This is a genomic window from Aequoribacter fuscus (assembly GCF_009910365.1).
Classification (GTDB): Bacteria; Pseudomonadota; Gammaproteobacteria; order Pseudomonadales; family Halieaceae; genus Aequoribacter; species Aequoribacter fuscus.
Genome location: NZ_CP036423.1, coordinates 728,423 through 747,582, shown reverse-complemented (window position 1 = coordinate 747,582; position 19,160 = coordinate 728,423). Strand labels below are relative to the sequence as shown.

Genomic DNA, 19,160 nt, shown 5'->3' with positions numbered 1-19,160 from the left:
CTGCAATTTACCGAATCCAATCATTCGGTAAGTTGCCCTGTTGGTCACTTAACAATTGGAGCAATCCATGATTTTTCACTTCATCCGCATGAGCGCGTTTTTTGGCGCTCTGGTTAGCGCATCTTTCGCTTGGAGCGAACCATCGGTTTCGTTAGACGGCTTCGCGCTAAACGCAGTGCGAAATGACCTTTTGATGCAAGCAAGTGCGCACCAGGAGCGCGCCCAAACTGAGCAGGCTAGCTACCCCCTCGCTCTTCCTGACCCAAGCCTTCGCATTGGTATTGCCAACCTGCCTGTGGACAGTTTTGAATTTGACCAAGAGCCCATGACGCAAATCACGGTCGGTCTCAAACAAGCACTACCTCGGCTCGCGACACGACAGTTAAAAAATCAGCAGGGTAAGCAGATGGCAGCAGAGCAAGGGCAAAAGACGCAGCTACGACGTGCCGAAGTACTGCGCCTAAGCAGACTGGACTGGCTGTCGATGTTCGGGTTACAGCGCAAAATTGCCTTGCTCAACGAGCAAAAAACCATCTTGAACACGCTATATGCTAGCAAGATCAACACCTACGAGCACTCGGCTGCTGCTCGACAATCCACGTTGCTGCGCCTGCAAACTGAACTTTTAATGCTCGATGAGCAATTACTAATGGCACTCGGTGAGCAGCAAGCCACGGTTCAAAAACTGCGATATTGGAGCCCAAGCTCCGAAGAAGAGCAATTCAAACAACTACCCGCAACGGGCCTAACACATCTGACGACCCTTGCGAGTACCCTCATAAAAACCGACTCGCCAGAAATAGAGGCAGCTTTATTACAGCATCCACGCCTTCGTATGAGTGACGAAAAATTGAGCGTAGCCGACCTTAACACCAGACTCGCGAAAGATGCCTACAAGCCGCAATTTTCTCTGGAGGCAAGTTATGGCTATCGCGACGACTCTCCGCTCGGCACTAGCCGAAGTGACTTTGCCTCGATTGCATTGAGTTTTGATGTACCGATTCGCCAGTCAAAGCGGCAAGACTATGCTCTACGAAGCGCCGAATCGTCGCATCAGGCCGCCAGTTTTGAGCGCAGCTATCTCGTCCGCAAACTGAAAAGTGACGCCTTGGCGCTTCAGGCGAAACTCAAAGAGCTTCAACAACGTACCGCTCTCTTGCGAGATGACTTATTACCCTTGAGCGCAACGCAAATTGCCAGCCTAGAGATCGAGAGCATGCAAAATGCCAGCGCCCTCACGGAGCTATTGGATGCGCAAGTGCGCCGCAATGAATACCAACTAAAACTCAACGACGCTGAAATAGCGTTTTGGAAAACCACGACCGACCTGCAATTTTATCTGCAGACCGAGGCCCTTGATTCACCGGAGACTCACCATGAAAATTAATTTACTGACAGCGGGCGTAATCACCGCGACCGCCGTTATTGCAACCTACTTGGTCATGCAGCAGTCTGAAACGGGCAACTCAGCCGAGCTACAACCTTTGTACTGGGTTGCCCCCATGGATCCCAGCTACCGCCGTGATGCACCAGGTAAATCACCTATGGGGATGGATCTAATCCCGGTTTACGAAGAAGCCGATTCCAACTCTGGGTTACCGAGCATCACCGCATCGATACAACAAAGTCTGGGCGTCAGAATTGCCAAGGCAAAGCAAACCTCGATTCAAGAGACAGTGAAAGCGCTGGGCGTAGTGGAATTTGATCAGAGCGCCTATTGGAACGAGACCGTTCATTTAGACGCATGGGTTGAGAACGTTAACGTCACCGACATTGGCCAATACGTTCAGGAGGGGGATGTACTTTACACGCTGTATTCGCACGAATTGATCACTGCCCAAGAAAATCTGATACTGGCGCTAAATCAGAACAACAAAGCGCTTTACGATGCTGCCAAACAACGTTTGCTGCAGTTTGATGTGGCCGAAAGCACGATTGTACAAATAGAGCAACGCAAGCAGGTGCTGACAGAGGTCCCCATCTTAGCGAAACGCGGGGGTATTGCTGCTGCGCTATCGGTATCGTCCGGGCAATTTGTTAAATCGGGCCAAACGCTCTTGGGTGTGCAGCACCCCTCAAAGCGCTGGATTACCGCGGAACTTTACGCTGACGAAACACCAACGCCGCTGTCACACTACCAGGCCTTCGTGCTCACCAAACACGGTAAGACTGAAAAAATCGCAGCCGAATTACTCAACGCCCTTCCAACTCTAGATGCTCGCAGTCGTAAACCGGTTGTTCGCCTTGCCATCGATAATGCGCAAATGCAGGTAGGCGAGTTTGTCGAGTTAGAAATTCGATCAACGCACACTCGCGATGTTTTGACCGTCCCCACTTCTTCCGTTGTATCGGATGGACGCACTGCTCGAATCGCAAAGTGGCTAGGAGACGGCGCCTACACCTTTGCTAACGTCGAGCTCGGTGCTACCTACCAAGATCAAGTTGAGGTGCGCTCGGGGCTCAGATTAGGCGACAGCGTAATCACCAACGGACAGTTTTTACTGGATTCGGAGTCCTTGATTGCCGCCGAAGTTGAACGTAGCCAGCTTGATGCTCAATCCGCTAGCGTCTGGGTGATGGCCAGAATTATCAGTGCCACGCCCGATTTTGGGCTAGTTGAGGTACATCATGAGCCGATACCAGAATGGTCGTGGCCCGACATGACAATGTCATTTGAGGTTCTGGACCCGACCCTATGGCCACAGTTGAAGCAGGGAGCCTCGGTACATATGCGCATCACTGCCACAGAGTTTGGTTACGGCATTGCCGAGGTTATGATCCACGAAAATTCTGGGGCAGACGAGCAAGGCCACTCGATACCCAAAAATTCAACGGAAGTAACACCAACATCGACGCGCCAGGATCACAGCAAACACAACACCTCTACCGACCAGCATGGAGACCACCATGATTAACAAAATTATTGCGTGGTCAATTCAACAACGTGTACTCGTACTCTTAGCCACCGTTGTTGTGGTACTTGGTGGATTGGTCGCGTTGCAGCGAACCCCGGTAGATGCCATACCAGACTTGTCTGATGTGCAGGTGATCGTAAAAACACCCTTTCCCGGACAGGCACCACAGGTGGTGGAAGACCAGGTCACTTACCCTTTAAGTAACTTGCTGCTGGGCATTCCCGGGGCAAAAACCGTACGAGCTTATTCGTTTATGGGTGACTCGTATGTCTACGTTATTTTCGATGACAGCACCGATGTGTACTGGGCGCGCAGCCGTATCAGCGAATACCTATCCCAGGCATCGACTATTCTGCCAGCCGGCGTGCAACCCCAAATTGGCCCCGACGCCACTGGTGTTGGCTGGATCTACCAGTACGCGATTACCGATAGTTCAAACCAACACGACTTGGCTGATCTCACGCGACTGCAAGATTGGTTTATTAAGCAAGAACTGCAGTCGGTCGAGGGCGTTGCTGAAGTCGCCAAAGTGGGCGGCATGGTCAAGCAATACCAAATTGTCGTTGATCCAGAGGCACTGCGGCGCTTGCAAATTCCTATTACCCACATTGTAACGGCCGTTCAGCGCAACAACCAATCCAGCGGCGCCTCGGTCATCGAGCAAGCCGGTGCCGAGCACATGGTTCAAGTGTTGGGTTACATCGATAGTATCGACGATATCAAAAACACGCCCCTGGGCTTAAGTGCAAACGGTTTGCCCGTGCTGGTTAAAGACATCGCATCAGTCACACTCGGCCCGCTATCGCGACGGGGGGTTGCAGACTTTAACGGCCAAGGCGATGTCGTGGGTGGCATTATCGTTATGCGCTCTGGTGGGGACGCGCAACGAACAATCGATGCGGTTAAAGCCAAACTCGCCACCATTGAATCCAGCTTACCCCCCGGCGTCACGATAACAAGCGTCTACGACCGGTCTCAGCTCATAGAGCGCGCAGTGACTGATTTATCCACAAAACTGCTGCAAGAGTTTATCGTCATTGCCCTGGTGTGCGCCGTATTTTTGTTTCATCTGCGGTCGTCCTTGGTCGCCATCATCAGCCTACCCGTCGCACTGCTACTGGCTTTTATGTTGATGTACGCCCAAGGCATTAGCGCCAACATTATGTCTTTGGGGGGTATCGCCATTGCGATTGGCGCCATGGTAGATGCCAGCATCGTCATGGTCGAGAATCTACACAAACACCTAGCCGGTCAGCGCCTAGAACGCGAGACCCGATGGCAACATGTCTACGCCGCGGTCAGCGAAGTTGCACCTGCGATATTCTTCGGCTTGGCCATCATTACCGTCAGTTTCTTTCCAGTGTTTGCCCTACAGGCACAAGAAGGCCGCCTTTTCGGCCCCTTGGCTTTTACTAAAAGCTACGCTATGGCTGCTTCTGCCTTCTTGGCGATTACACTGGTTCCGGTTCTGATTGGCTACTTGATGGTTGGCAAAATCCCCAGCGAAGCACAGAACCCAGTCAATAGCTGGCTGCAGCGAGCATATCGACCGATGTTAACCGCGGCCTTACAGCACCCGAAAACCACCCTCGCCTCTGCCGCGCTGATACTGCTAAGCGCGCTGTGGCCTTTGTCACAACTGGGCAGTGAATTTATGCCGGATCTAGACGAAGGCGACATCATGTATATGCCCACGTTTGACCCGGGTATTTCGATCGGCGAAGCACGCCTACGCCTGCAACAAGCGCATCGTTTGATCAAAACCGTACCCGAAGTTGAGAGCGTGTTTGGCAAAGCCGGCCGCGCCGAAACAGCCACCGATCCTGCCCCTTTGAGCATGATCGAAAGCGTAATTCGACTAAAACCCAAATCGCAGTGGCGCGATGGCATCAGTAAAGATGACATTATTCAAGAGTTGCGAGCCGCAGTAAATTTGCCCGGGTTTAGCAACGCTTTTGTCATGCCCATTAAAACGCGTATCGATATGCTGGCGACGGGCATAAAAACTCCCGTGGGCGTCAAAATTGCGGGGCCGGATTTAGAACAACTACAAGCGGTTGCTGCGGATGTGGAAGGTCTTTTGAATACCTTGGAACACAGCGAATCGGTCTACGCCGAGCGTCCAGGCACTGGACGCTATTTGAATATTCGGGTCGATGCGATCAAAGCCGGGCAGTACGGTTTAAGCACGGCCGATGTACAACAGCAAATCAGTGTTGCAGTCGGCGGTAAAACCATTGCGTACAGTCTAGAAGGACGCGAGCGCTATCCGGTAAACGCCCGTTACCCGCAAGGTGACAGAGACAGCCTTGCCGATCTTAAAACCCTGTTAATTGCCACGCCGAACCAAGGCATGATCGAACTACAAGATGTCGCTGAGGTAATGCATGAGCGAGGTGCGGCGATGCTGAAAAGCGAGAACGCACGTCTTAACGCATGGGTCTACATCGATGTTAAAGACACCGACTTAGGATCTTATGTGACCCAAGCCCAAGCGCTATTGGATCAAGAGCTAAACCTGCCCCCTGGCTACACGCTTAGTTGGGCCGGGCAATATCAGTACATGCAGCGTGCGCTCGAGCGACTCAAAATTATTGTGCCCATCACCCTTGCGATTATCGTAGCGCTATTGCTAATGCAATTTAAATCCATGCGTGAAGTACTGCTACTACTGCTTACTCTGCCACTATCGCTGGTCGGCAGTGCCTGGTTACTGTACGGGCTGGGGTTTAATCTATCGGTTGCGGTTGGCGTGGGCTTTATCGCTTTGGCAGGTCTTTCGATCGAAATTGGCATACTGATGCTGGTGTATCTGCAGCAGTCTGTCAGCGCGTCGAACTCGGAGTCAGACACTAAGGCTTTGAACGACGCCATTATCGAAGGCGCGAGTCGCCGAGTACGCCCCATCTTGATGACCGCAAGCAGTGTGTTTATCGGCATGCTACCGATACTCTTGGGCGAGGGTACAGGAGTGGAAGTCATGAGTCGCATTGCCGCACCCATGGTGGGCGGCGTAGTCAGTACTTTAGTGTTAACGCTGATTGTGCTGCCAGTCTTGTATCGTTACTTACTGGCTGTCCCAGCCCAGCGCTAACGCTGGCGCTGGCGCACCACCTCGTACAACGAGACACCAGTCGCCACCGACACATTCAAACTGGTTACGCTACCCAGCATGGGTAGCGTTCAATACGAAAACTCATACAAGACCCTCTAGCAAAGAAGAGCACCTCCCACGTATCAGATACGGAAGGTAAAATCAGATCTTGTCTTTGAATAAAGTAGAGAGCGGATAATGGAGTTTCACCACAGGAGATTTCAAAACCACGTAGCTAAAATACTTCGCAATACCAAAATCTTTTACCAAGATGTCTTCCATCAGCTGCTGATAATGCACTATACCGCGTGTCGTGAATTTAAGAAGATAGTCATAACCTCCACTAATTAAGTGGCATTCAATCACTTCATCAATCGTTTGAATACGCCTCTCGAATCGAGCAAAGTCTTCCATGTGGTGATCTTCAAGAGTTACCTCTGTAAAAACCGTAGAGGTCTCACCCAGCTTTTCTAGTGCTACGGTCGCGTTATAGCTCACGATGTAACCATTTTTCTCTAGTCGCTTCACGCGAGCGAGACAGGGGCTTGGAGATAAGGCTACGGCATCTGCGAGGTCGGTATTAGTAATACGCCCGTTGCGTTGTAGTTCTGCCAAGATGTTAATGTCGATTCGATCGAGTTTCTGACCAGACATACAGATGAGATTCCATTACCTGCGTGATATAAATAAACCTGCAGCTCAATGCGAGCACGCCTCTATGTCTAAACCTTCAAAGCCTCTCGCACCTGAGCAAAAAATTTAGCCCAGCGAGTCAGCACCGTCAATTTATTAATAAAAAATGACTCACCGAGACTGAATCTTTTCAATCTCGGCGAGCCATATGGGTCTATCTAACAACTAGAACTTATATTCGACACCCACTGAATACGTCATGGGAGCACCAGGTGTTGTCCACCATTTATGATACGAACTCACATAGTATTTTTCGTCGGTGATGTTGTCTAAATTAACGCTGACCTTAAAGCGATCACTCACAGTATAGCTGCCAAATAGATTAAACAAAGTATACTCGGGCAAGCGATAGGTAGGATCAATAGTTTCGCCTAATCGATCATCAACGTAATTGATGGTAAAACCGACTTCAGAATCTGCACCATTAACATTAAATTCTTTGGCAATCAGCAAATTTGCGCTGTGCTTTGGAATATTAATCAAAGGGCTACCCGCGGGCACGGCCACGCCCCAATCAAAATTGGTGACATCATTTGACGTCTGCGCGTCGACATAAGCATAGGTTAACAACATGCGGACGCTGTCGCTAAGCCTACCGGTAACATCTAACTCTAGACCTTCTGATTCAGCTTCACCCAATGCGGCAGAAAAACCTCCGTTGACTGGATCGGCACTCAAGATATTTGATTTTTCCATCGAGAACAGGGCAACAGTAGTGGCCAGGTCGCCGCTATCCGAAACGTATTTCACACCAATTTCGTACGACTTACTTTCTTCCGGCTCGAAAGCAGATCCAGAGAAATCCGCGCCGCTATTAGGTCTAAAACCATTTGCATAACTCAGGTAAAAACTCAAATTAGCATTGGGTTCATAAACCAAACCAAATCGTGGACTTGTCTGTGTCTGATCTTGTGAACTTTTTGTGCCCGCGTTTCGGTTGGTGATATCTTGGGTGAAGTCATCGTATCGAAGCCCCAAAACCATTCGCCACTGCTCTGATAAGTCAATCTGATCTTGGATGTACATCCCCCACGCCGATTGCTCTTCGAGTGTATTAGTAATAGAAAATGCGCCTGGCGCTACTTGACCATAAACCACGTCGAACACATTAATAGCATAGGTCGTGTCCCCAGCACCCCAGGCCACGCGCCATCGGTCTTGCTTAGAGTCTAGCTCATATTGATACGTGTCCGCACCGATTAACATGTGGTGAACCAAGGCACCCGATTCGATTTTACCGGTGAATTCAATACGAGCCGAAGTGTCATCTGCATCGTAGTCACGAACACGTACTTGACGAACCAAGGTTTCACCATCGTCGTCAAGTAACTGGCGGCCACCTGATAATTCTGGCTCAGATGAAGCACCCTCAAACGATGAGCTTCTTACACCAATGCCGCCCAGTACATCCCAACTATCATTCAAGCTGTGTTGGAACGTTAACTGGTGCCCGACCGCGTCGATTTGAATTGGGCCATCTCCAGGTTCACCCAAAAAGGTTTCAACGGGCAATACCTTGGGGTTGCCGTCGATTGATACGATACCACGATCAAAGGGCGTTTCTTGATCTAAGTATTCAAGCTCATAAGTAATGCTGGTGCTATCACTGACTACAAACGTCACCGATGGCGTTAAAGAAAGTTTTTTCGAGGTTACCGTATCTCTAAAGCTATCCTTATCTTCATAGGCTCCGTTAATACGGAAAGCTACAGACTCGCTCAAGCCCGAGGTGTAATCTACCTCAGTACGGTAATTATTGTATCGGCCGATTGATGCCCGAACATAACCCTCTGATTCAAATTGCGGCTTCTTGGTAATGATGTTGACGACACCACCAGGTTCTCCGCGACCATAAAGGGCTGACCCAGGGCCTTTTAGAATTTCAATGCTATCAATATTAGCTGAATCTCGATTACCACTGAATCCACGTCCACCCGAAAAGCCATTTATTAGATAACCAGAAGGCAAATTCTCGTCACCGGCAAAACCACGAATAGCAAAACTATCCCATAGGCCACCAAAGCTATTTTGACGTGCCAAGCCACCGGCAAAATCGAGGGCCCCTTGCAAAGTTTCAGCACCGACACTCGCAATTAAATCACCGTCAATCACTTGTACTTGTTGAGGCAGATCCTGAATAGGTGTATCACCTCGATAAGGTTGTTTCTTGGACAATACTAAAACTTCTTCTAGCTCAGTCTGACTATCCGCCAAAGTAACGGAAGAAAGGCCCAAGCTGATAATTGCACCAGTAATCGTAGCGATTCTGGATCCCTGTGGATTTTTCATTTAGTTTCTCCCCAATGATTTTTACTTTTCGGTTTAGTGATGCGCACCAAAAGGCCGCATATCTAAAACCCAAACACCCCTATGTTGACCTGCACTAACTCTCAAGCCGCACACATGCGATTCAGTCTAGCTCTGTGCGTAAGTCATAATGAGTTAAATCACTAAACCCGTTCAGCAAAAAGCCTTTTTGAAACTGCCTAAATAGCAGAAAATGCTGAATTGGCTTTTTTAAAGAATTTTAGAAAACAGACGAACTCAAGCGCTATCAAAAGATGAATCGGTGAAAAGGCAATATCCGTTACCGCGCTCGTCTGGAGCCGCACCAACATCGTGCAAATCTAATTACGCAATGTAACCAAAGCGCACGACTGTGACCCCAGGGCGTAACTGTCTCAACGATGGCATGACCAATATACATTCATCGTAGGGAGTGATAACCGCTTCTCCATCATCATACGCAATCACTGTACCTTTGTGGGGAATGGTCTCTAATCCAAAATATTCGTCTACGAATACAAATTCATATGAATTGGCTACCACAGCCTCGGTAACTACGATCGCTCGCTGCTCTACAAGAGTCGGCGCAGACCATTCCATTGGTAATGCACTCTCGTCAACAATCCCAAGCTGCAGTAAAAATCGGCCGGTAATTGAGCGCGCCGCTTCGATAACACCCTTTTCCCAATGCTGACCGCATTCGATCAACAGGGCGTTTTTGTCGCTATCTTCATTATTGAAATCGCCATAATCTCTCAAGCGGCGTCCTTCTTTGTGCCCTTGATCAACAATGATATCTCTGGGCCAACCCATAGATTGTGCGAACTTTAATCCTTTATCTGTTGGCCCCGACAATAACAGAGGGGCACATTTTTCATGCATAGAGTGGATGTCCAATAAAAAATCAACCTGGTCAATAAGGTTCCGCATCTCTCGAGCACGCATCAACTCTAAAGATACCTTACCCTCTGATGATTCGAGTCGTTCAGAAGACCAAACTCTATTAAAATCTTCATCAACAAATCGTGACTTGTCAGGGTTTTTCATCTCAAAAGTGTTAAAAGCATGCACATTCGAGAAAGCCAAAACCAAACTACCTCTTGTTGGACGTAATTCCGCCTTTAGCAGCTCCATTATTACTTGAGCGCCACAAATTTCGTTACCGTGCGTCAATGCGCTGATCATAACCACTGGGCCGGGCGAGCAGGAATCCCACCGCCACACATAGGGAACACCTGTATTACCTAGTTCAAACTCTGTGATATTTGGGACGCCAATTTCAATGGGATAATTATCCATTTAAACCCCTGAATACTCGATCAAGTCATACTCTGACAAAGATATTTTGTATCGCAATAGTCAAGTAAACCCTGTTTACTTCCTTCACGACCATAACCAGATTCTTTAACTCCACCAAAAGGCGCAGCCTCACTCGCCACGATACCAGTGTTAATACCCACCACTCCAACATCAAGGCTGGCAGCAACACGCTCAATCTGACGATAATCTTCACTGCAAAAATACGCCGCCAAACCGTAGGGTGTCGAATTGGCTTCAGCAACCACATCTTCTTCATGCTTGAATTTAAACACCGGCACAACAGGCCCAAACGTTTCTTCGTGACAAAATAACGTTCCTTTCGGCACATCCACGAGCACCGTAGGACAATAAAAATGGCCACTCTCAAAGTCTGCGCCACTTAAAGGGAATCCACCGCACAAAACTCTCGCACCACCCGTTTTTGCACTGTCGATATGGCTGTCAATTTTCTGTATTGCTTTAGCGTTAATCATAGGACCGATCTCAGCATCGAGCTGAGTCGCAGGACCGCATTTAAGCGATTCAACCTTAGCAACCAGTGCAGAGCAAAACGCTTCATAAACACTTTCTTGCACGAATACCCTGTTTGGGCAAATGCAAGTTTGCCCACCATTTCTAAATTTGCCTTGCAACAATGCAGATACGGCCACATCAATTTGGGCCGAATCAAACACAATAAATGGTGCGTTGCCACCGAGCTCCAAGGACAGACGTTTCAAAGTTTGTGCAGACTCCTTGGCCAAGTATTTCCCTACGGCGGTAGAGCCAGTAAAAGAAATTTTACGAACTCTCGGATCGTCTAACCAGGCCTTTACCAACACCGGAGTATTCTCACGTGAGGCCACTACCATGTTTAGTACCCCTTTGGGGATTCCCGCCCGATGAGCCAAATCAGCAAGCGCTAAAGCAGTTAATGGTGTTTCCTCAGAAGGCTTGGCTACCACGGTGCATCCAGCGGCTAAAGCTGGCGCAATCTTTCGAGCGATAATAGCAAGGGGAAAATTCCATGGGGTAATACATGCCACGACACCAACGGGCTCTATCCTAACTTGTTGCTGGCGGTCACCGAGCAAGTTAGGAAGAATGGTACCATTCAGACGAAGCGCTTCTTCTGCGTACCAAAGTACGTAAGAGGCTCCATAAGCCACCTCACCTCTAGCTTCCGCTAAGGGTTTTCCTTGCTCTAAGGACATGAGCATTGCCAAGTCTTCTGTATTTTCAACGATCAGTCGATGCCATTCACGAAGCAAATTCGAACGTGTACGCACATCGGTTTTTCGCCAATCCTGAAATGCAGCATAGGCCGCATCAAGGGCTAACAACGAATCGTCATCCGAGCTGTCAGGCACCACCGCAACAACGGCACCCGTCGCCGGATTAAACACCTCTATATAGTCAGCTGAGGCTGCGGGCAGCCAATTGCCATCAATGTAATTGAGAGGAGACAACCACGAGCTTTGACTTACACACAGCTCAATCGAACTGGACATAAACACCTCACAAACAAACTTTAAAAGGAAGCGCTAACGAGCGCAGCGATCGCATCACCCATCTCTTTCGTCGAAGCATCACCACCCAAATCAGGTGTTCTGGGCCCATTGGCTAACACCATTTCGATTGCTTTCAAAATAACATCATGCGCCTGTCGACCCCTACTATCGCCTTGAGTCAAAAAGTCCAGCATCATAGCGCCAGACCAAATCATCCCCACAGGATTAGCAATGCCTTTACCGGCAATGTCGGGTGCCGACCCATGTACCGGCTCAAACAAAGAGGGAAACACGCGCTCGGGGTTGAGGTTTGCTGAAGGTGCAATCCCAATAGTTCCGGTGGTAGCGGGACCGAGATCAGATAAAATGTCGCCAAATAAATTAGTGGCCACAATCACGTCGAACCGTTCAGGCTGCAATACCAATCTGGCACACAAGATATCAATATGCTGCTTATCCCAAACCACATCGGGATAATTGTTCGACATCGCTTTGGCGCGCTCATCCCACCAAGGCATACTGATGGCCATACCGTTACTTTTGGTAGCGACGGTCAGACGACGGCTATCTGGTGCAGAGCTAGCGGCCAACTCGTACGCATATTTGAGAACACGATCTGCTCCGTGCCGCGTAAAAACAGACTGTTGCACCACAACCTCTCGATCAGTATTAGCAAACATCACCCCGCCTACAGAAGAGTATTCGCCCTCCGTATTTTCCCTAACAATTGAGTACTGAATATCTCCGGGGGCTTTTCCAGCCAAAGGAAAAGGCACGCCGGCAAATGTTCTGACAGGGCGTAGATTAATGTATTGATCAAACTCTCTGCGAAATTGCAGCAACGAATCCCATAGGGAAATGTGATCCGGAACCACCTCCGGCCAACCTACGGCACCAAAATATATGGCATCAACACCATCGAGTTGTTTTTTCCAATCTTCCGGCAACATCACTCCATGAGCCAGATAATAGTCGGCACACGCCCAATCTAACTGCATCAACTCAAGTGTTATCCCAACACTATTGGCAGCAAGCTCAATGATTTTGAGCCCTTCAGGCATCACTTCTTGGCCAATACCATCACCGGGAATTACGGCAATTTTGAAAGACGAAAGATCGCTCATATTCACCCCCCCATGGCCATCCGAACAGCCGCCAAGTCATGAACATGATCCAAAGTTTTTTGCAAGCGCTGGAAAAGCTCTTCAAAATTTCGAGCGGTATATGTTAACGCGGGGGCAAAGCCTAGAATATTATCGCTAAAGGCCCTGAATACGAGACCATTTTCATACCCGATGCTCCCTATTCGCTCTGACAATTTTAAAGCTGGATCGAAAGGTCGCTTAGTCTCTTTATCAGCCACTAATTCAACTGCACCCAACAGACCTTTTTGTCGAGTATCACCAACCAACGGGTGATCTTTTAATGCCGTCAAACCTGCTTCAAAATAGGGCGCTACGGATTGAGCATTGGCCAAAATGCCACCTTCGGTATAGAGCCGTATAACTTCCAAACCAACGGCTGCGCTCACGGGATGTGCTGAATATGTTTGCCCGTGCCCAACGATTGATGAGACCCGTGGTCCATCGGCTATGCCACTATAAATACGGTCGGACATCATTACTGCCCCCATAGGCACATAACCTGAAGTCAACCCTTTTGCCATTGTTAACAAGTCAGGCTTTACATCTTCCGATTCACACGCAAACAACGGCCCAGTCCTTCCTAACCCCGTAATCACTTCATCGACAACGAATAAAATGCCCAGAGATCGACATGTGTTTTCCATTGCTTTGAGCCATCCTTTAGGTGGAACTATCACCCCCCCCGAACCCACCACCGGCTCGCAAAAGAATGCCGCCACATTTTCTGCGCCTAAAGACTCAACCTTGTCAGTTAATTCCTTCACGGAAGCGGCAATTAATCCGTCCGGATCATTCTGGAACGGACTGCGATACAAATAAGGACACGATATATGGTGCTGGGTTGGCAACGGCACTCGGAAATTTTCATGAAAAACACGCAAGGCTGTCAATCCAGCTCCGGTAGTAAGCGATCCATGGTAGCCACGATCCAAAGCAATGTAGTGCTTCTTCTGATGTTGCCCCGTCGCCTCGTGGTAATAAGTGATATACCTTATCGCGGACTCGACCGCATCTGACCCACCCAACGTGAAATACACGTGTTCTAGGGAGCTCGGGGTTAGCTCCACAAGCTTGGCAGCCAATTCAATTGCAGGCACCGATCCAAACCCAAAGTAACCCGTTGCGTACGGCAGCTCGGACATTTGTTTTGCCGCTACGTCAACAATCGATTGTTGACCGTAACCGACATTTACACACCACAAGCCCGCAAAAGCATCAAGCAATCGGTTGCCTTTTATGTCGGTTAACCACACGCCATCAGCTGACTTTAACACCGTGACGCCTTTTTTCTGGTGTTCTCTAAAGTTTGATACGGGGTGTATCAAGTGACGACGATCGAGCTCTTGCAAACTATCTTCAAACATCAGTGCGCCTTTATCCTTATAGTAGCCCTACCAAACAGCTTGGACCTTGATTAAATGTCGAGCGGCGAACAATAAAGCTCACCCCAAGTTATGCATTCATAATATAAGACGCGAAAAGTGTGTGCTTCTGTATGTAGCTGAAAGCACGCCTCTGAAATTTTGTTTTACTGGTAACAACAGCATTTTATGCCGACTGCGCCCACCACCTTAACCGGCAAATAAAGAGCTTATGTTTCTCAAATTTTTAGCGCGGCAAAGTCTGCCGATTCTGAATCAAAAACAGAATATTGCGCCATGCCGCTGCGCGACATTGGCTTTATTTTTTTTCCTTCAATGTTCTAATTGGTGTCGATGAGGTACACACTATTCAAAATCATTGGGAGATCCACGTGAGTATTTTTAAACCTAAATATATTACTTTCGACTGCTACGGCACCTTGATACGATTCCGCATGGCTGACATGGCCCGAGAATATTTCCCTGACCGAGTTAGCCAAGAAGATATGCCTCAGCTCGTAGCGGATTTCGCTGCCTATCGATTAGATGAGGTTTTGGGCGCATGGAAGCCCTACAAAGAAGTTATTCACAATGCCGTAGAGCGCACTTGTAAAAAATGGAATATTGAATTTCGAGAAAGCGAAGCACTGAGTATTTACGAAGCGGTTCCGACCTGGGGGCCTCACGCTGACGTTCCCGAACCGCTCACAAAAATCGCCAAAGAAATCCCACTTGTGATTCTATCAAACGCATCTGATGATCAAATTCAATCCAACGTCGACAAATTAATTGCACCTTTTGAGCATGTATATACCGCTCAACAAGCACAAGCCTACAAGCCAAGACTGCAAGCATTTGAGTACATGTTTGATCAACTAGGATGTAATCCAGAAGATGTTCTACATGTTTCATCCAGTCTGCGTTATGACCTGATGTCAGCTCATGATATCGGCATCAAAAACACAGTATTCGTAGACCGCGGGCACGGGCCTTCATCTAGCTACTACGATTATCACGTGATTAGTGACATCTCTGGCCTACCAGCAATTGTTGGCATGTAATCTATGAAACTAAGCCCCTATTGGTTAGACATTGGCGTCAGTGAGCAACGATTCACTAACGCAATAACTGATTCAACAGATGTTCTCGTTATCGGCGGCGGCCTGACAGGCTTGTCCGCCTCGCTCACATTAGCGAGCAAAGGTACAAATGTGACGTTGATTGAATCGGGAGAGATAGCGGGCGAGGCATCTGGTCGAAATGGCGGGCAGTGCAATAATGGAACGTTGCAAGACTATGGCTCGTTAGTGAAGCTTTACGGTGAATCTAAAGCTAGGGAATTTTATCTCGCCTACAACTCCGCCGTCGATAATATAGAGCAACTGGTCAGAGAGCTCGAAATTGAGTGCGACTTCAGGAGGAATGGGAAACTGAAGCTCGCATCCAAGCCTGGGCATGTTGAACGGCTTAAAAGAACCCGCGATGTGCTCCAAACGTCAGGGGTAGATCCAGATACCAAACTTTTGAGCAAGTCAGACCTAGAGCAAGAGATACAATCTGATGTTTACTTTGCGGGCTTACTACAGCCGTTGAGCGCTACCCTCCATGTAGGAAAATTTTGCAAAGGCTTGGCAAACGTTGCCGAGCAAAAAGGTGCTTCGATATGCGAATTCACGCAAGCACAAAAAATTGTGAAAGTTGAAAACGGCTGGCTGGTTAACACTAATCGGGGAATGATACGGACCAAATCGATTTTAATGGCTACCGGAGGCAGTGGAAACACCCCCGCCCATTGGTTTAAGCGGCGTGTCATTCCTGTTGGTAGTTTCGTAATCGTTACTGAGCCGCTAGCTGAATCGACCGCCAGCGCATTGCTACCCGAAGCGCGCTCTTATGTTAATACATTAAACATTGGCAACTACTTTAGACTAACAAGTGACCATCGTTTGTTGTTCGGAGGCCGCGCAAAATTTGCGGTATCCAACCCAAAGTCTGATCACCAAAGCGCGACTATTTTAACAAAAACCATGACCACAACCTTCCCGCAACTGAAGGGCGTTGGAGTTGATTATTGTTGGGGTGGTTCCGTCGACATGAGTGCAGATCGCATGCCAAAACTGGGGCAGTGTAACGGCATTTATTACGCGATGGGATACAGCGGTCACGGGGTACAGATGGCTGTACAAAGCGGCCAGGAAATTGCTAAACATATGCTTGGGGAGCAAACAAGCAGTCCATGGCTAAATGCGCCTTGGAAAGCCATTCCCGCCTATACAGGAAAACCTTGGTTTTTACCTTTTGTGGGTTGGTACTACCAATTTATGGATAAAGTAGACTAACAATGAGCGAGCAATCAAGGTGGAACCTTAGATTAAATCGCAGGGACTTCGTCAAAGTCACTGGAAGTGGTTTACTCGCAGCCGCAACACCTGTACTCAGCACTTATGCCGGGGGAGCTAATGAACAACCAAAATTCGGGGGGCACCTTAAAGTTGCTAGTATATCGAGCTCGACGGCCGACACTTTAGACCCAGGAAAGGGCTCTTTGTCCACCGATTACATGCGACATCACATGCTGTACAACGGCTTGTTTCGATTCTCAGAAACGCTTGAAGCGCTTCCAGAGCTTGCCCAAAATTATGAAACAAACGACAACCAAAACTGGACTATTTCATTGCGTCGCGGAATCCAATTCCACAACGGAAAACCATTGACTGCCGACGATGTCGTTTATTCTCTGTTACGCCATAAAGACAGTAGTTATGGATCCAAAGTCGCAGTCGTAGCAGCTCAGTTCGAGCAAGTTCGTAAAGTCGATCAACACACCGTTTCCGTCACTCTTCGTGAAGCGAACCCAGATTTGCCAATTATGCTGGCCACCAGCCATTTTTGTATTGTCACGACCAATCCTGGCGATGCAAAAAATGGGGTCGGAACGGGGCCTTTTGTACTCGAAGAATTTGCCCCTGGCATTAGAACGGTGGTTAAGAAAAACAAAAATTACTGGAAGCCCAATGCGCCTTATTTAGACTCTATTGAACTTATTGGCATCAGCGATGAATCAGCGCGAGTCAATGCGCTACTATCGGGCGACATCCATATGATGCTGGCCGTGAACCCCAGATCAATTAGCCGTGTAACAGCAGAAGGACGGCACCGGATACACGAAACACAGTCTGGGCTCTACAGTAACTTAATTATGAGAAAAGACCTTTATCCGACCCAAAACCCCGACTTTATCTTGGGTATGAAATATCTGACAGACAGAACTTTGATACAAAGAGCGTTGTTTAGAGGACATGCAACAATCGCCAATGATCACCCTGTTCCTCCGTTTCACAAATACTACGCAAATGATTTGCCAATCCGGGAGTTTGATCTCGACAAAGCAAAATTCCATTTTAAAAAATCGGGCGCCCTCGGGGGCAGATTCCCTATTTTTTGTAGCCCTGCTGCGGAGGGTTCAGTGGATATGGCATCGCTATTACAACTGCGAGCATCGGAAATTGGTCTTAATCTAGCAGTCAACAGGGTACCTTCTGATGGCTACTGGTCAAATCACTGGATGAAGCACCCTCTTGGTTTCGGCAATATCAATCCAAGGCCGAGCATAGACCTCTTGTTCAGTATTTTCTTTAAGTCCGATGCGCCTTGGAATGAATCAGGCTGGAACAGCCCTAAGTTTGACCAGTTATTACAGGCAGCTCGATACGAGGTAAATGAGCATGTACGTAAGCAAATGTATACAGACATGCAAACATTAATACACGAAGAATGTGGCATTGGAATTCCCGTGTTCATCAATATGATTGATGGCTTAGACACTCGGGTGAAAGGTCTAAAGTCGATCCCAGTTGGTGGACTTATGGGCTATCAGTTTGCCGAGCATGTTTGGTGGGATTCCGAGGCATGACGTTTACTTTTTATTTACTAGGTAAACGCCTCGTCGTTGCGGCGTTTATTTTGCTCATCGTGTCTGGCATTGTTTTTTTTATATCAAATCTTCTTCCCGGTGATGCGGTTCAAGCGATTCTTGGGCAAAGTGCTACTCCCGAAGCAATCAGCGCTTTACGTGAAGCCTACGGACTCGACCGCCCACCTTTTGAACGCTACCTGCTGTGGCTAACCGGTATATTATCTGGTGACCCTGGTATTTCCCTTGCCAATCAAATGCCCGTTTCAGACCTAATCAGTGATCGACTTCCAAGATCAATGACGTTAGCAGGAATTACAGCAGCCATTGCGGTACCCTTAGCCCTGACCATCGGCGTTTTGTCTGCGATGAAACGAAATTCACCATTAGATCGTGCACTTAATATAATCACGCTTTCTCTAGTAGCCGTACCAGAATTTTTATTAGCGACTATTGGTGTTCTAGTCTTCGCAGTAGAGCTCAGATGGTTCTCATCATTGTCGTATTTACCTAAAAACCCTGACTTTGGAGACTATCTCTACAATTTTGCGTTACCTGTGGGTACTTTACTCTGCGTACTCATCGCTCAAATGGCTAGGATGACAAGAGCAGCGGTTATTGAGGAACTTGATAAACCTTACGCGGAAATGGCCTTGCTTAAAGGGGCTAGTTTAACGCGGATTGCGTTGAAGCATGCTCTACCTAACGCGATCTCTCCTATTGCTAATGCTATTGCACTCGGCCTTTCTTACCTGCTGGGCGGGGTGATCGTTGTCGAAGTTGTTTTCAATTATCCGGGCGTCGCCAGCCTTATGGTGGATGCCGTGAGCAATCGTGATATGGCTCTCTTGCAGGCCTGCGCGATGCTATTTTGCTGCGGTTATATGTTGCTGGTATTAATCGCCGATTGGCTGTCCATTATTTTCAACCCAAAACGGTAACC

13 protein-coding genes and 1 pseudogene are annotated in these 19,160 nt (G+C 48.3%); 7 read left to right on the top strand and 7 right to left on the bottom strand.

Going from position 1 to position 19,160, the window contains the following annotated elements; all coding sequences use genetic code 11:
• Positions 1 to 67: 67 nt before the first annotated feature.
• The 3 genes from EYZ66_RS03390 to EYZ66_RS03380 are packed head-to-tail and all read left to right on the top strand — an operon-like array spanning position 68 to position 6,009.
• Positions 68 to 1,387 (top strand): TolC family protein, encoded by a 1,320-nt coding sequence (locus tag EYZ66_RS03390; protein WP_009576722.1) that lies wholly within the window; start codon positions 68 to 70, stop codon positions 1,385 to 1,387.
• A complete protein-coding gene (locus EYZ66_RS03385) occupies positions 1,377 to 2,915 on the top strand; it encodes a copper-binding protein (protein ID WP_009576721.1) in 1,539 nt (512 codons plus the stop codon). The genes EYZ66_RS03390 and EYZ66_RS03385 overlap by 11 nt, the downstream gene beginning before the upstream one ends.
• Positions 2,908 to 6,009: an efflux RND transporter permease subunit gene (locus tag EYZ66_RS03380; RefSeq protein ID WP_009576720.1), complete on the top strand. Its 3,102-nt coding sequence runs from the start codon at positions 2,908 to 2,910 to the stop codon at positions 6,007 to 6,009. The genes EYZ66_RS03385 and EYZ66_RS03380 overlap by 8 nt, the downstream gene beginning before the upstream one ends.
• Here the strand turns inward: EYZ66_RS03380 and EYZ66_RS14270 are convergent.
• The 7 genes and pseudogenes from EYZ66_RS14270 to EYZ66_RS03345 form a co-directional block, all read right to left on the bottom strand.
• Positions 6,006 to 6,095: pseudogene (locus tag EYZ66_RS14270) on the bottom strand (23S rRNA (guanosine(2251)-2'-O)-methyltransferase RlmB); the annotation flags it as partial. The gene EYZ66_RS03380 and the pseudogene EYZ66_RS14270 overlap by 4 nt on opposite strands.
• Before the next feature lie 76 nt (positions 6,096 to 6,171).
• Positions 6,172 to 6,663 (bottom strand): Lrp/AsnC family transcriptional regulator, encoded by a 492-nt coding sequence (locus tag EYZ66_RS03370; protein ID WP_009576883.1) that lies wholly within the window; start codon positions 6,661 to 6,663, stop codon positions 6,172 to 6,174.
• Between the two features lie 204 nt (positions 6,664 to 6,867).
• Positions 6,868 to 8,991, bottom strand: a complete 2,124-nt coding sequence (locus EYZ66_RS03365) for a TonB-dependent siderophore receptor (RefSeq protein ID WP_009576884.1) — start codon at positions 8,989 to 8,991, stop codon at positions 6,868 to 6,870.
• A 342-nt stretch (positions 8,992 to 9,333) separates the two neighbouring features.
• On the bottom strand, positions 9,334 to 10,287 hold the full coding sequence (locus tag EYZ66_RS03360) for a M14 family metallopeptidase (RefSeq protein ID WP_009576887.1): 954 nt from the start codon (positions 10,285 to 10,287) through the stop codon (positions 9,334 to 9,336).
• A gap of 20 nt (positions 10,288 to 10,307) precedes the next feature.
• A complete protein-coding gene (locus EYZ66_RS03355; RefSeq protein WP_009576888.1) occupies positions 10,308 to 11,798 on the bottom strand; it encodes an NAD-dependent succinate-semialdehyde dehydrogenase in 1,491 nt (496 codons plus the stop codon).
• Between the two features lie 20 nt (positions 11,799 to 11,818).
• Positions 11,819 to 12,922 carry a tartrate dehydrogenase gene (locus EYZ66_RS03350; RefSeq protein WP_009576889.1) on the bottom strand — a complete coding sequence of 368 codons (1,104 nt, stop codon included), beginning with the start codon at positions 12,920 to 12,922 and terminating at the stop codon, positions 11,819 to 11,821.
• A gap of 2 nt (positions 12,923 to 12,924) precedes the next feature.
• Complete coding sequence (locus tag EYZ66_RS03345) at positions 12,925 to 14,307, bottom strand: aminotransferase class III-fold pyridoxal phosphate-dependent enzyme (RefSeq protein ID WP_009576890.1); 1,383 nt, start codon at positions 14,305 to 14,307, stop codon at positions 12,925 to 12,927.
• Between the two features lie 389 nt (positions 14,308 to 14,696).
• Here EYZ66_RS03345 and EYZ66_RS03340 point away from each other — a divergent pair, with 389 nt between their 5' ends.
• From EYZ66_RS03340 to EYZ66_RS03325, 4 genes are read left to right on the top strand one after another with little or no spacing between them, the layout of a single operon-like run.
• The gene (locus tag EYZ66_RS03340) at positions 14,697 to 15,365 is read left to right on the top strand and encodes a haloacid dehalogenase type II (protein ID WP_009576891.1); all 669 of its coding nucleotides are present in this window, start codon (positions 14,697 to 14,699) and stop codon (positions 15,363 to 15,365) included.
• A gap of 3 nt (positions 15,366 to 15,368) precedes the next feature.
• Entirely contained in the window at positions 15,369 to 16,643 is a 1,275-nt protein-coding gene (locus EYZ66_RS03335) for an NAD(P)/FAD-dependent oxidoreductase (RefSeq protein ID WP_009576892.1), read from the top strand.
• A 2-nt stretch (positions 16,644 to 16,645) separates the two neighbouring features.
• On the top strand, positions 16,646 to 18,217 hold the full coding sequence (locus EYZ66_RS03330) for an ABC transporter substrate-binding protein (RefSeq protein ID WP_009576893.1): 1,572 nt from the start codon (positions 16,646 to 16,648) through the stop codon (positions 18,215 to 18,217).
• On the top strand, positions 18,214 to 19,158 hold the full coding sequence (locus EYZ66_RS03325; protein WP_009576894.1) for an ABC transporter permease: 945 nt from the start codon (positions 18,214 to 18,216) through the stop codon (positions 19,156 to 19,158). Before EYZ66_RS03330 ends, EYZ66_RS03325 begins: the two co-directional genes overlap by 4 nt.
• The last annotated feature ends 2 nt before the right edge of the window (positions 19,159 to 19,160 follow it).